Annotated in this window: 16 protein-coding genes; 7 read left to right on the top strand and 9 right to left on the bottom strand. The window is 69.4% G+C overall.

Features of this window, described 5'->3' with window-relative positions; genetic code table 11:
- Nucleotides 1-44: 44 nt before the first annotated feature.
- On the top strand, nt 45-1,178 hold the full coding sequence (locus tag BA062_RS20335) for an IS701 family transposase (RefSeq protein ID WP_110337431.1): 1,134 nt from the start codon (nt 45-47) through the stop codon (nt 1,176-1,178).
- Nucleotides 1,179-1,353: 175 nt separating this feature from the next.
- On the opposite strand, the gene BA062_RS20330 is transcribed toward BA062_RS20335, so the two are convergent.
- From BA062_RS20330 to BA062_RS20300, 8 genes are all read right to left on the bottom strand, one after another.
- Nucleotides 1,354-1,743 (bottom strand): VOC family protein, encoded by a 390-nt coding sequence (locus tag BA062_RS20330; protein WP_110339022.1) that lies wholly within the window; start codon nt 1,741-1,743, stop codon nt 1,354-1,356.
- A 65-nt stretch (nt 1,744-1,808) separates the two neighbouring features.
- Nucleotides 1,809-2,180 carry a VOC family protein gene (locus tag BA062_RS20325; RefSeq protein WP_110339020.1) on the bottom strand — a complete coding sequence of 124 codons (372 nt, stop codon included), beginning with the start codon at nt 2,178-2,180 and terminating at the stop codon, nt 1,809-1,811.
- A gap of 75 nt (nt 2,181-2,255) precedes the next feature.
- A complete protein-coding gene (locus tag BA062_RS41190) occupies nt 2,256-3,275 on the bottom strand; it encodes a DNA/RNA helicase domain-containing protein (protein WP_342768935.1) in 1,020 nt (339 codons plus the stop codon).
- The gene (locus BA062_RS41185) at nt 3,272-4,144 is read right to left on the bottom strand and encodes a hypothetical protein (RefSeq protein WP_342768934.1); all 873 of its coding nucleotides are present in this window, start codon (nt 4,142-4,144) and stop codon (nt 3,272-3,274) included. The genes BA062_RS41190 and BA062_RS41185 overlap by 4 nt, the downstream gene beginning before the upstream one ends.
- Nucleotides 4,145-4,303: 159 nt before the next feature.
- A complete protein-coding gene (locus tag BA062_RS20315) occupies nt 4,304-4,930 on the bottom strand; it encodes a dihydrofolate reductase family protein (RefSeq protein WP_110339018.1) in 627 nt (208 codons plus the stop codon).
- Nucleotides 4,927-5,397: an SRPBCC domain-containing protein gene (locus tag BA062_RS20310; protein WP_110339016.1), complete on the bottom strand. Its 471-nt coding sequence runs from the start codon at nt 5,395-5,397 to the stop codon at nt 4,927-4,929. Before BA062_RS20310 ends, BA062_RS20315 begins: the two co-directional genes overlap by 4 nt.
- Nucleotides 5,394-5,732, bottom strand: coding sequence for an ArsR/SmtB family transcription factor (locus tag BA062_RS20305; RefSeq protein WP_110339014.1), 339 nt, complete (start codon nt 5,730-5,732; stop codon nt 5,394-5,396). Before BA062_RS20305 ends, BA062_RS20310 begins: the two co-directional genes overlap by 4 nt.
- 52 nt (nt 5,733-5,784) lie before the next feature.
- Nucleotides 5,785-6,423, bottom strand: a complete 639-nt coding sequence (locus BA062_RS20300; RefSeq protein WP_110339012.1) for a TetR/AcrR family transcriptional regulator — start codon at nt 6,421-6,423, stop codon at nt 5,785-5,787.
- A gap of 124 nt (nt 6,424-6,547) precedes the next feature.
- On the opposite strand from BA062_RS20300, the gene BA062_RS20295 reads away from it, so the two are divergent.
- The 6 genes from BA062_RS20295 to BA062_RS20270 are packed head-to-tail and all read left to right on the top strand — an operon-like array spanning nt 6,548 to nt 12,804.
- Nucleotides 6,548-7,348, top strand: a complete 801-nt coding sequence (locus BA062_RS20295) for an enoyl-CoA hydratase-related protein (protein WP_110339110.1) — start codon at nt 6,548-6,550, stop codon at nt 7,346-7,348.
- A gap of 2 nt (nt 7,349-7,350) precedes the next feature.
- Nucleotides 7,351-8,496: an acyl-CoA dehydrogenase family protein gene (locus BA062_RS20290; RefSeq protein ID WP_110339010.1), complete on the top strand. Its 1,146-nt coding sequence runs from the start codon at nt 7,351-7,353 to the stop codon at nt 8,494-8,496.
- Between the two features lie 10 nt (nt 8,497-8,506).
- Nucleotides 8,507-9,253, top strand: coding sequence for an SDR family NAD(P)-dependent oxidoreductase (locus BA062_RS20285; protein WP_110339008.1), 747 nt, complete (start codon nt 8,507-8,509; stop codon nt 9,251-9,253).
- 12 nt (nt 9,254-9,265) lie between these two features.
- On the top strand, nt 9,266-10,879 hold the full coding sequence (locus BA062_RS20280; protein WP_110339006.1) for an AMP-binding protein: 1,614 nt from the start codon (nt 9,266-9,268) through the stop codon (nt 10,877-10,879).
- A complete protein-coding gene (locus tag BA062_RS20275) occupies nt 10,876-11,643 on the top strand; it encodes an enoyl-CoA hydratase/isomerase family protein (protein ID WP_110339004.1) in 768 nt (255 codons plus the stop codon). Before BA062_RS20280 ends, BA062_RS20275 begins: the two co-directional genes overlap by 4 nt.
- Before the next feature lie 9 nt (nt 11,644-11,652).
- Complete coding sequence (locus BA062_RS20270) at nt 11,653-12,804, top strand: acyl-CoA dehydrogenase family protein (protein WP_110339002.1); 1,152 nt, start codon at nt 11,653-11,655, stop codon at nt 12,802-12,804.
- 75 nt (nt 12,805-12,879) lie between these two features.
- On the opposite strand, the gene BA062_RS20265 is transcribed toward BA062_RS20270, so the two are convergent.
- Nucleotides 12,880-13,293 (bottom strand): MarR family winged helix-turn-helix transcriptional regulator, encoded by a 414-nt coding sequence (locus BA062_RS20265; RefSeq protein WP_110339000.1) that lies wholly within the window; start codon nt 13,291-13,293, stop codon nt 12,880-12,882.
- Nucleotides 13,294-13,301: the final 8 nt, after the last annotated feature.

Raw genomic sequence — 13,301 nt, 5'->3', positions numbered from 1 at the left:
TAGTACTGCAACGGCAGTTGGCGGTGTTGTGGTAGATCATCCCGGTGGTGGTCGATGTGGTGATGGATCAGCTGGACCGGGTGCACGAGCGGATCGCGGGCCGGTTCGGACGGTCTGAACCGCGGAATCGGGCTAGGGAGTACGTATCGGGCCTGGTCGCAGGGTTGGAGCGGAAGAACGGCTGGACGCTGGCCGAGCAGGCCGGGGAGGTGTCCCCGGATGGGATGCAGCGGCTGCTGCGCTGGGCGGACTGGGACATCGACGGGGTCCGGGACGACGTTCGCGACTATGTCATCGAGCACCTCGGCGAGCCCGGTGGCGTGCTGATCGTGGACGACACCGGGTTCCTGAAGAAGGGCACGCGCTCGGCCGGGGTGCAGCGGCAGTACTCGGGAACAGCCGGTCGGATCGAGAACTGCCAGATCGGCACGTTTCTTGCCTATGCCTCGTCTCGTGGGCATGCGCTGATCGACCGGGAGCTGTATCTGCCCGAGCCGTGGATCGCCGACCAGGACCGGTGCCGGCGGGCAGCGATCCCGGAGGGCACCGAGTTCGAGACCAAGCCGCGTCAAGCCATGGCGATGCTGGCGCGGGCGTTCGCCGCGAAGGTGCCGTTCGCGTGGATCACTGCTGATGAGGCGTATGGGCAGGTCAAGTACCTGCGGTTGTGGCTGGAAGCCCACGATGCCGCGCACGTGCTGGCCACCAAGGTCAACGACACCCTGGTCACCACCGGCGGTGGCGAGGCCCGAGCCGATGAGCTGATCGCGGAGTTGCCCGCTCGGGCGTGGCGGCGGTTGTCGGTCGGGGCCGGGGCACACGGGCCACGAGAGTATGACTGGGCGCGGGTGCCGATCCGGATCGGCTGGCAGGCCGGGCGCGGGCACTGGCTGCTCGCCCGCCGCTCGCTCTCGGACCCGACCGAGATCGCCTACTACGTCTGCTACGGACCCCGCCGCTCCACCCTGCTGGATCTGGCCTGGATCGCCGGAGCTCGCTGGCGGATCGAGGAGTGCTTCCAGCAAGCCAAGAACGAAGCTGGACTCGATCAATATCAGGTCCGGTCCTGGCGAGCGTGGTATGCCCACATCACCCTGTCGATGCTCGCCCACGCCTGGCTCGCCGTCTCCCGATCCCTCGCCACAAAAGGGGAGCTGACGTCGCTGAGCCGGGCATGATCGGGTTCACGCTACCGGAGATCCGGCGCCTGCTCACCAAGTTGGTCTTGCGTGTCACCGACACCGCTCACCACGTCTGGGCCTGGTCCCGCTGGCGCCGCCGACGACAACACCAAGCCCGGCTCAGCCACTACAAACGCCGCGGCCACCCACTCACCTAACTGCCGTTGCAGTACTAGCGCTGGGGGAGGCTCTCCCACAGGCCCACGACGTTGCCCTCGGTGTCGGTGAAGTACGCGTAGAAACCCATCTGCGGGATTTCGGTGCGACCGACCAGCTTCGAGCCACCGAGCTGCTCGACCTTCTCCAGTGCCGTGTCGATGCTCGCCACGTCGACCGTGATCACCGGGCTCTTCGGCGCGGCGTCGGCGCGGTTGAACATGCCGCCGTTGATGAACCCGGGCTCGGTGGGCATGCCCTGCTCCGAGGTCGGTCCTGTGGTCACGCCCGTGTAGCCCATGTCGGGCATCTCCGTGAGGCTCCAGCCGAACACCTCGCGGTAGAAGCCGCGGGCCCGCTCGCCGTCGTCGTAGGGGATCTCGAAGTGAACGATCCTGCCGCTCATCGTCGCCTCCTGCCTTTGTCCGAGGCACCGACGTTAGGGCCGGCCTTCGGCGGCGACCAGAGCACTTAGTCCCCATCGACCCCCGGAGCCGGAGCGCCGGCGGGCAGGCCGCCGAAGCCGATCTCGTTGCCGTCCGGATCACGGTAGATCACCTTGCGAACGCCGTTGCCGTACGTCTCGGTCGTGGTGGCCTCGATTCCCCTGCCCGCGATGCCCTCGACCCGCGCATCGAGATCGTCGACGAAGACGGTCTGCACGGCGCTGCCCGCGCGCTCCGGAAGCACGTCGATGTAGAAGTACCGGTGCTCGGCGAGCTCCCACACCGCCTCGGTGTCGTCCGGCAGGAAAGCGGGTTCGGAGCCGAGCAGCCGCTCGTACCAGGCGAGCGCACGCCGGTAGTCGCTCACCGGGATACCGGCGAAAAGGTCGACTGTCATGCGCTCACGTTAGCCTGCCTCGGAGCACTGTCGTGCGCGTCAGCTCCGGCGGGCCGTGGACCCGATCCGTCGGTGCTAACGCGTCATGGACTCGAGGAACTCTTGCGTTTCCGGGTCGGTGGAGTACACGCACACGCCCTGCATCCCGCGGGTGAGCAACACCTTGTAGGTGTTGCGGATCAGCGCGGCGAACTGCCGGTCGTCGGCGCGCTTCACCTGTGGGTCGCGCGATTCGGACTTGACGGCGACCCAGCGGTCGGTACGCCACACGAAGTCGGGTCCGAAGATCACTCCCGCCCAGTCGTATTCGAAGCCCTGTGCGGTGTACACGCACCCGACCTGCCCGAAGCCGCGCTCGTCGGAGGCCCAGTAGTGCGATTCTGGCGCGTCCGGAACGCGTTGTTGCGGCTTGGCGTTCCATGGACGCGCCCAGTCACCGATGTGGACATCGGGGACCAGCGTCCTGCCGTGCTCGGTTCGTACCGGGTCACTCCACGGCCAGCAGTACCCGGCTGCCAGCCGGGCCGTGCCACCGTGCTCGGCGCGCTGGTGCAGCAGCCACGACTCCAGCTCCCTCGGGCCGGCGGCACTGCTGACCCGGAAGTCGTCGTCAAGGCCGGCCGAGATCTCGCCCCACGACACCGGCGGCTGTTCGGCGATGCCGAGGAGCCGTGCGACCCATTCGTCGTAGGCGGCCGAGCCGCCACACCGGAACTGTCCGGCGAGGTGCACCACCTCCACCTCGCAGCCCATGCCACGGGCGGCCGCGGTGATCTCTTCCTCGGAGCCCAGCTCACCGGGGCGCACCGTCTGGTTTTCGTCGAGCAGGAACACCGGCGTCCACGCGACCTCGATCAGTTCGTCGACCTGTGGTCGTGCGCGCTCCCTGCGTTCGCGTTTCGTGTACCGGTTCACGCTCTGCTCGCGGATCCGGTGTGCCTCGTCGCAGACGAGCACGTCGAGTTCGCGTGGCTCGGCGTCGAGGTAGTTGTGGAAGAACTTGAACAGCGCCTGCACCCTGCTGTTCCGGCTGCCCGCGATCTTGCGCAGTGTGCGCGTGAACGAGCCCGACCCCGTCGCGTGGTGGACCTTCAGCCCGCGCCGGGCGAGATCTCCGAGCAGGCTGAGCGCGATGACGCTCTTGCCGGAGCCGGGCCGCCGATCACGATCACGACGGTGCGGGTGTTGGCCCGGCGGGCCTCGTCCACGGCGTTGAGCACCGTGCGGTACGCGACCTGTTGTTCGTCGAGCAGCACGAACTGCTCGCGTTCACGGATCTCTCTCGCCGCAAGGTCCAGCAGTGGCTTGGCCGGTGCGTGCCGGAAGTTCAGGAACGCCTCGGCCGCCTCGCGGGCGGCATCGCGCTCGCCGTCGGGGTCGAGCACCGCGCGCAGGTGCTCGACCAGCGCGGCTCTGTCGTCGAGCGTGAAGAGCCTGCCGAACGGGGTGGGCTCGTATCGCAGCAACGTCGTGATGCCGGAGTTGCGCGCGTTGTGCAGGTACGCCACCCCGTGCACGCTGTGCGGCCGATCGGCCAGGGCCGGCGTCTCGTCCACCAGGTACTCGCAGTAGCGCCGCACCTGTTCGACCGGGTGCAACACGGGCTGACCGTAGCCGGCCAGGTACACCAGGTCCGCCGTTTCCAGTTCCGCCCGCGACCATTGCTTCAGCTCGACGAGCACGTAGGTCGCCTCGCCGGTACTGGGATGGGTGCCGCACAGTACCGCGTCGACCCGCTTCGGGCTGTGTGGGAGCTTGTGCTCGAGCAGGACCTCCACCTGCCCGAGGTCGGCGTCGGCGAGATCGTTGAGGAGGACCGGAAGGCTCCGCGCCCACGAGGTCAGTTCACCGTGCCCCACCCGGTGCTCCAACTGGAACCTGGCCTGTTCGTGCAGACGCTGGTGCAGTTGTCCGGCCTGAGCTTCCACGAGCAGGTCGGAGACCTTCCCCCGGATGAGCGCCACTTAAGTCTTCCCCCAACAGGCACGCAGGTATCCACGTGCGGATTGGGGGCAGCGACGAAGTGTTGCTTCGGTGCCCGTCGGACCGCGAAGACCAGATTAGTGGATCACACCGGCACGCTCGGGCCGCGGTGGCCGCGTGTCGAGGGAAGAGTGAACCGCCTACCGCAGCTCCGCGACCCCCGCGTAGTCGGCCGTGCGGACCTCGCTCGTGGTCTCGTACTCGAGCAGCAGCAGACCCTCCTGCGTGGCTTCGTGCCGGGTGAGGCGGAAACCCGTCGCCGTCGCGGGATGCGTGAACAGGCGCCGTCCCGTTCCGAGCACGACCGGTGCCACGGCGAGGCGCAGGGTGTCGACCAGGCCCGCGGAGAGCAGCGCATGGCCGAGCCGGGCGCTGCCGTGGATCTGCAGCTCGCCGCCCGGAGCCTCCTTCAGTTCGCGTACGGTCCGCGTGGCGTCGCCACGGAGTACCGTGGTCGGCCGCCAGTCGCCCGCCGTGAGCGTGTTCGTGACGACGTACTTCGGCAGCGAGTTCATTCGCTTCGTGAACGGGTCCGCGGGATCGGTGATGCGGGGCCAGTCGCGTGCGAACGCCTCGTACGTTTGGCGCCCCAGCAGCAGGCCGTCGGCGAGGTCGAGGCAGGCGGACGTGCGCTCGACGAACGTCTTGTCCAGGAAGGGAACGAGCCAGCCGCCGCTGCCGAACCCGTCGCTCGGGTCCTCGGCGGCGGCGCCCGGGCCCTGGCTCACGCCGTCCAGGGTGACGAACTCCGTCAGGGCGATTTTCACGGGACACGCTCCACGAACCGGGCGAGCTGGCCCGCGACGGTGCCCCAGCCGTCGGCGAAGCCGAGTTCGGCATGGCGCTCCCTGGCGGCCGGGTCGCCGTGCCGCACGACGATCCGGTAGTCCGTGCCGTCGGCGTGGTCGCCCAGCGTGATCTCGGCGGTCATCGCGACGGGCGCGGGGTCCGCGGGCCGCCACGCACTGTCCACGGCATTGGTGAACACGATGCGCTCGAACTCGTCCACCTGCAGGAAGCACGCGTCGAGGTGGGGGTCGAACGTGTCGCCGTCGTCGCTGATCCGCGTGACGAACGCGCCGCCGGGGCGGACCTCCAGCCGGTCCACCCGGCACAGGGTCGGGGCGGGCACCCACCATTGCGCCAGGCTGCCGGGGTCGGTCCACGCGTCCCAGACGACCTTGCGGGGTGCGCGGATGATCCGTTCGATGGTGAGGTCGAGCTCGGGGTTCATGATGTCTGCTCCTTGGAATCGGTGACGAACTGTTCCAGCCGGTCGGTGCGCTCCGCCCAGAGGCGCCGCTGCCGCGCCAGCCAGTCCTCGACGACCGTGAACCGCTCCCGGTTGAGCGTGCAGGTGCGCACGCGACCCGACTTCTCCGTGTGGATCAGCTCGTTCGTCTCCAGCACCCGCACGTGCTTCATGAACGAGGGGAGCGTCATCGTCGCCTCGCGCGCCAGCTCGCCCACACTCGCCGGACCGCGTCCGAGCCGGTGGATCACGGCGCGCCTGGTCGGGTCGGCGAGTGCGAGGAAGAGGCCGTCGAGGTCGGCCAAACACTGTGCCATGAGGCTAAGTATCCGGACCCGCGATACTTAGCGCAAGGGCTAAGTGTCGGGATCAGTCGGGGTGGACGCCGACCAGCATCATGAGCGTGTCGGTGAGCTCGTCGATCGCGGCCCGCTGCGCGCGACCGGACAACTCGGCGCACCACGCCGGCGCCTGGCTCATCGAGGCGTGCAGGCACTGCAGCACCGTGTCCACGCCCGTGACGGTGAACTCGCCCGCCGCGATGCCCTCCTCGATCAGGTCGCGGAAGAGCTGGTTGTGCCGCGTCCGCAGTTCCTTGATGCGCTCCCGCTGTGCCGCGGGCCAGTTGCGCGGGACCAGGAACACGCGCAGGGCCGCCGGGTAGTCGCGCACGGCGATCGTCACGTGCTCGTGGATGAGCGCGCGCAACCGCTGCGCGGGCGAGCCGTCCGCCCGCTCGAGCAGCTTCTCCAGCCGGTCGGTCCACTCGTCGCCGAGGGTCTGGATGGCCGCGGTGCCGAGCTCCTCCTTGCTGGAGAAGTAGTAGTACAGCGAGCCCTTGGTGACGTCGAGCCGCTCGGCCACGTCCTCCAGGTTCACCGCGTCGTACCCGCGCTCGCCGAACAGCTCGGCCGCGACGGTGACGATCTCCTGGATCCGCTTGCCGCGTTTGCGCTGCACCCTGGCCGACACGGGCCGCGCTTCGTCGACCGCCTGCTGCGCGCCCATCCCGCTCCTCTCGCCTGTCTGCCGCCACAGCCTACTAGTTTGACTGCGAAGTCAACTCTTGACTAAAAAGTCAAAATTCGTCATCGTGGTCAACCAACCGGCGAATGCGAGGAGGCGACGAGTGGTGACCGGGACGTACGAAGACATCACCTACGAGGTCGAGGGCCCGGCGGCGATCATCACGATCAACCGGCCGGAGCGGTACAACGCCTTCCGGGGCAGGACGGTCGAGGAGCTGATCAAGGCGTTCCGCGCCGCGTGGGCCGACCGGCAGGTGCAGGCCGTGATCCTCACCGGAGCGGGCGAGAAGGCGTTCTGCACCGGCGGCGACGTCAAGCAGCGCGCCGAGACCGGCGACTACGGGCCCACCGAGAGCGGCATGTTCGAGATCGGCTACCTGCACAAGCTCATCCGTGACATCCCGAAGCCCGTGATCGCCGCCGTGAACGGGGTCGCCGTCGGCGGGGGACACGTGCTGCACGTGCTGTGCGACGTCTCCATCGCCAGCGAGACCGCGCGCTTCGGCCAGGCGGGACCGAAGGTCGGCTCGTTCGACGCCGGGTTCGGCACCGCCTACCTCGCTCGCGTGGTCGGCGAGAAAAAGGCCCGCGAGATCTGGTTCTGGTGCCGCATCTACGACGCCGCCGAGGCCGAGCGCATGGGCCTGGTCAACGCAGTCGTGCCCCCGGGTGAGCTGCTGAAGACCGCGAAGGCGTGGGCGGAGGAGGTCGCCGAGAAGAGCCCGACGGCGATCCGGTTCTGCAAGCAGTCGTTCAACGCCGACACCGACCACCAGGCGGGACTGTCGAACCTCGCCATGTCGGCACTCGACCTGTTCACCGCGTCGCCCGAGGGGCTCGAGGGCGCGAACGCCTTCGCCGAGAAGCGCACGCCCGACTTCAACCGCCACGTGAACTGGCACTGATCATGGACTTCACGTTCTCCGAGGACGAAGACGCCTACCGGCAGGAGCTGCGCCGCTTCGCCACCAGGGTGCTCGCGCCGCACTACCAGTCCGACGACAAGGCGGCGAAGCTGCGCCCCGGACTGGTCGCCGACCTGGCGGGCATGGGTCTGACCGGCCTGCGCATCCCCGAGCGGCATGGCGGCCAGGAGGCCAGCGCGGTGATCGCGGGACTGGCCGCCGAGGAGGTCGCGCGCGGCGACTTCAACGCGACCTACCTGATCATCGTCAGCGCGCTGGTGAGCGACATCCTCACCCGTAACGCCACCGAGGAGCAGCAGGCCGCGTGGCTGCCGAGGATCGCATCCGGCGAGGTCGTGCCCGCGTTCTGCATCACCGAGCCGGAGCACGGCACCGACGCCGCGAAGCTGGAGACGAGGGCCGAGCGTGACGGGGAAGGCTGGCGGATCACGGGGGAGAAGACCTCGATCACCCTGGGCATGGCCGCCGACAAGGCGCTCGTGCTCGCCCGCACCGGCGGCCCCGGAGCTCACGGAGTCAGCGCGTTCTACGTCGACCTCGACGAGCGCTACGTCTCCCGTTCCGCGTTCGACGATCTGGGCAGCCGTGCGATCGGCCGTGCCTCGCTGCACTTCGACGGCCTCCCGGTCGGCCCCGAGCAGCTCGTCGGCGACGAAGGCGGCGGGTTCGTCTCCGTCATGCAGGGCTTCGACTACTCCCGCGCGATCATCGGACTGGCCTGTCTCGGCGCCGCCGCGGTCTCGCTCGACGAGGCGCTGCAGTGGGCACGCGACCGCGACGCGTTCGGCGTCCCGATCGGCACGTTCCAGGGCGTGTCGTTCCCGCTCGCCGAGTACGCCACGTACCTCAAGGGCGCCCGGCACGTCTGCTACGAGGCCTTGTGGCGCAAGGACAACGACCTCGAGCACAGCAGCGAGGCCGCCATGGCGAAGTTCTGGGCGCCCAAGCTCGCCGCCGAGGCCATCCACCAGTGCCTGCTGACGTTCGGACACCTCGGCTACTCCAGCGAAAGCCCGGTCGGGCAGCGGCTTCGCGACGTCATCGGCCTCGAGATCGGCGACGGCACGGCCCAGGTCTCCAAGCTCGTCGTCGCCCGCAACCTGCTGGGCCGTACCTACGCACCCTGAAAGGCACATCATGGGCAAGCTCCAGGACAAGATCAGCATCGTGACGGGCGCGGGCCAGGGCATCGGCCGTGGCATCGCGGAGAAGCTCGCCGCCGAGGGGGCGACGGTGATCGTCACCGACATCAACGAGACCACGGCGAAGGAGACCGCGGACGCGATCGGTGGCGGTGCCGTCGGCATCCGCACCGACGTCACGTCGCGGGAGTCCGTCGGCGCGACGGTCGAGCAGGTGACGAGCCGGTTCGGCCGCATCGACGTGCTGGTCAACAATGCCGGCTGGGACAAGGCGGGCCCGTTCGTGGAGTCCGATCCGGACGACTGGGACCGGGTGGTGCGGATCAACCTCTACGGCGTGCTGAACACCTGCCGTGCGGTGCTGCCGATCCTGGCCGCGCAGGGCCACGGCTCGGTGGTCAACATCGCCTCAGACGCCGGCCGTGTCGGCTCCTCCGGCGAGGCCGTGTACTCCGCGGCCAAGGGCGGCGTCATCGCGTTCACCAAGTCGATCGCCAGGGAGCTGGCGCGCAGCCAGGTCAACGCGAACGCGGTCTGCCCCGGCCCGGCCGACACCGCGCTGTTCGCCTCGATCGGCGGCGACAACCCCAAGCTGCGGGAGGCGCTGACCAAGGCGATCCCGTTCCGTCGGCTCGCGCAGCCGAGCGACCTCGCGGGCGTGGTCGCCTTCCTGGCCTCCGACGAGGCGAACTACGTCACCGGGCAGACCGTCAGCGTCAGCGGCGGCCTCACCATGAGCTGAGCCGGAGCCAGCATGTCCTTCGACACGATCCTCGACGACGAGCAGATCGACCGCTACACCCGTGCCGGGTTCTGGGTGGACCGCACGATCACCGACCACCTGGACGAGGTGGCGGAGGCGAGCCCGGACAAGACCGCCTTCGTCGACTCCCGCCGCTCCATCGCCTACGGAGAGCTGAAACGCGAGGTCGACCGGTGCGCGCTGGGCCTGCTTGAGCTCGGTGTCCGGCCAGGCGACGTGGTCTCCTTCCAGCTCCCCAACTGGATCGAGTGGATCGTCGTGCACTTTGCGGCCTCCCGAGTCGGCGCGATCAGCAACCCGCTCATCCCGATCTACCGCGAGCGCGAGGTCGGCTTCATGGTCGGCCTCGCCAGGTCCAAGGTGCTCGTGGTGCCGGAGACCTTCCGCGGTTTCGACTACCCGGCGATGGTCGGTAAGCTCCGTCCACAGTGGCCGGAACTGGAGCACGTGCTCGTGGTGGGCTCGTCGTGGGACGACTTCGCCGCGACCCCGTGGGAGCAGCGCCGCGACCCCGCCGAGCTGGCGACGCTGCGGCCCGACCCGAACGACGTCACGCTGCTGATCTTCACCTCGGGCACGACGGGCGAGCCCAAGGGCGTGATGCACACCCACAACACGGCGATCGCGGCCAACAACCCGCTGCCGCGGCGGCTCGGCATCACGCGGGACAGCGTGATCCACATGGCCTCGACGCTCGCGCACCTCACCGGATTCCTCTACGGTGCGCGGCTGCCCGTGCAGAACGGCGCGACGTGCGTGCTGCAGGACGTCTGGGACGCAAGCCGGTTCGTCGAGCTGGTCGCCGAGCACGGCATCACCTACACCTCGGCGGCCACGCCGTTCCTGCACGACCTGCTCTCCGCGCCGAACCTCGCCGAGCACGATTTGTCGTCGCTGCAAAGGTTCTGCTGCATGGGCGCGCCGATCCCGAGGGCGCTCGTGCGCGAGGCCCGCAGGAAGCTGCCAGGGCTCGTGGTGCTCGGCGGCTGGGGGCAGAGCGAGGACGCACTCGTCACGCTCGGCATCCCCGGTGACCCCGACGAGAAGATCGTCGACACCGACGGCTACCCGTGGCCGGGAATGCGGGTGCGGGTGGTGGACGGCGAGGGCGCGGAGCTGCCGCCGGGCACCGAGGGCAGGCTCCAGGTGACCGGGCCGTTCCTGTTCGTCGGCTACGCCGAGCGCCTGGAGCAGACCCGCGCCGCCTTCGACGGCGAGTGGTTCGACACCGGCGACCTCGCCGTGCTCGACGCCGACGGCTACCTGCGCATCGCGGGCCGCACCAAGGACGTGATCATCCGGGGTGGCGAGAACCTCCCGGTGGTCTACGTCGAGAACGCGTTGTACGAGCACCCGGACGTCGAGGCGGTCGCCGTGGTGGGCGTGCCCGACCCCCGGCTGCAGGAACGCGCGTGCGCGTGCGTCGTGCTCAAGCCGGGCGCGGGGGAGCTGGACCTGGAGAAGCTGCGGGCCTTCCTGGCCGAGAAGGGGGTCGCCAAGCAGTACTGGCCCGAGCTGCTGCACGTGCTGCCCGAGCTGCCGCGCACCGCCAGCGGCAAGATCCAGAAGTTCCAGCTGCGCGCCCGGTTCGGAGGTCAGGCATGACCAGTACGGTGCTCGTGGAGATCGCCGACGGCGTCGCGGTGCTGACGCTCAACCGGCCCGACGTGCGCAACGCCCTCAACGCGCGGGTGCTGGCCGAGCTGCGTTCCGCGCTGGAGTCGCTGCGCGCCGACGACGGCGTGGGCGCGGTCGTGTTCACCGGCGCGGGCGGCCGCGCGTTCGCCGCGGGCGCCGACATCGCGCAGCTGCGGGACTACACCGTCCACACCGGACTCGCCGCGGACATGCAACGGCTCTACGACGAGATCGAGGCCTTCGAGAAGCCCACGATCGCCGCGATCAACGGCTACGCACTCGGCGGAGGCTGTGAGCTGGCGATGGCCTGCGACATTCGCGTCGCCTGTCCCGCGGCGAAACTGGGGCTGCCCGAGACGATGCTGTCCGTGCTGCCCGGCGCGGGCGGCACGCAGCGGCTCGCGCGGCTGGCCGGGGTCGGCCGCGCGATCGAGCTGATCCTCACCGGCCGGCTCGTCTCCGCGGAGGAGGCGCGGGAGATCGGCCTGGTCACCGCCGTCGCCGACGACCCCGTCGGCGCGGCGCACGACACCGCGAGGCGGATCCTGGCCAGGGGACCGCTCGCGGTGCGGCTCGCGAAGCTGGTCGTGCGCACCGGCATCGACACCGACCAGCGCACCGGCCTCGTCGTGGAGCGGCTGGCCCAGGCGCTGCTCTACACCAGCGACGACAAACGCGAAGGTGCCGAGGCGTTCCTCGCCAAGCGCCCGGCCACGTTCACCGGCAACTGAGGAGCCGTCATGGACCTGACCCTGACCGACGAACAGCAGAAGTTCCGGGAGTACGCGCGGGAATTCCTCGACGCCGAGGTCGTGGCCCACCGCATCGAGTGGGACCGCGCCGAGTCCGTCGACACCGCGATCATCCCCAAGCTCGGTGAGATGGGCTTCTTCGGGCTGACGATCCCCGAGGAGTACGGCGGTCTCGGCGGCGACTACGTCACCTACTGCATCGGCATGGAGGAGCTCGGCCGCGCCGACTCGGCGGTGCGCGGCATCGTGTCCGTGTCGATGGGCCTGGTGGGCAAGGTGATCCTCTCGCACGGCACCGAGGAGCAGAAGCGGCAGTGGCTGCCGCGCATCGCGACGGGGGAGGTGCTCGCGTGCTTCGGGCTCACCGAGCCGGACACGGGCTCCGACGCGGGCAACCTCAAGACCCGCGCGGTGCGGCGGGGTGACGACTACGTCCTCAATGGACAGAAGATGTTCATCACCAACGCCACCTGGGCCGACGTCTGCCTGGTGTTCGCGCGCACGGGCGGTGCGGGTCCCAAAGGTGTGTCGGCGTTCCTCGTGCCGACGGACACTCCGGGCTTCGAGGCCCGCGAGATCAAGGGCAAGCTGGGCCTGCGGGGCCAGGCCACCGGCGAGGTGTACCTGAGCGACGTGCGCGTGCCCGCCTCGGCCCGGCTGGGCGAGGAGGGGCAGGGCTTCTCGATCGCCATGCACTCGCTCGACAAGGGCCGCGTGTCGGTCGGCGCGGGGTGTGCAGGCATCATCATGGGCTGCCTGGAGACCGCCGTGGACTACGCGACGGAGCGGCGGCAGTTCGGCCGGCCGCTCGCGTCGTTCCAGCTGATCCAGGACATGATCGCCGACATGTCGGTGGACCTCGACGCGGCGCGGCTGCTCGTGTGGCGCGCCGCGGACCTGATCGAGCGCGGCGAGGCGTTCGGCGTCACGGCGTCGAAGGCGAAGTACTTCGCCAGTGAGGCCGCCGTGCGCGCCGCGAACAGCGCGATCCAAATCTTCGGCGGCTACGGCTACGTCGACGAGTACCCGGTGCAGAAGTACCTGCGTGATGCCCGCGTGATGACCCTTTACGAGGGCACCAGCCAGATCCAGAAACTCCTCATCGGGCGAGCCGAAACAGGCGTGAGCGCCTTCCTCTGAGCCCGGTTCCGACGGCCCCCAAGGCCACCTTTGTTGCGTTCAACGCAACAAAGGTGGCCTTGGGGGCAGGTCGCGTTACTCCGGGTGGGCGAGCTTGGTCAGGAGCGTGCGGAGGGTGCGTTGCTCGTCGCGGGGGAGGCCGGCCAGCAGCTCGTTCTCCATCTTCCGGATGTCGGCCTTCGCGGCGGCGTGCCGGGCTTCGCCCGCCGGGGTCAGCCTGACGGTCTGTGCGCGGCGGTCGGCCGGGTCCCGCTCGCGGACGATCAGGCCGTCGTGCTCCAGCTCGTCGAGCAGTGCGATCAGGCGGGTCTTGTCGTAGCCGATCGCCTTGGCTAGCACGAGCTGGGAGGTCGCGGGCCGTTCGGCGAGGCTCGTCAGAACGGTGTAGGCCCACATGGAGAGCCCGTGCGCGCGCAGCAGTGGCTGCTCCGCGTCCATCAGCCGCCGCATGAGGCGCGCGAGCAGCGCACCGAGATCCTCGTCTTCCACAACGGGGA

This window comes from Prauserella flavalba (genome assembly GCF_003202235.1).
Taxonomy (GTDB): Bacteria; Actinomycetota; Actinomycetes; order Mycobacteriales; family Pseudonocardiaceae; genus Prauserella_A; species Prauserella_A flavalba.
The sequence above is the reverse complement of the archived record's forward strand: the minus strand, read 5'-3'. Positions and strand labels throughout refer to the sequence as shown.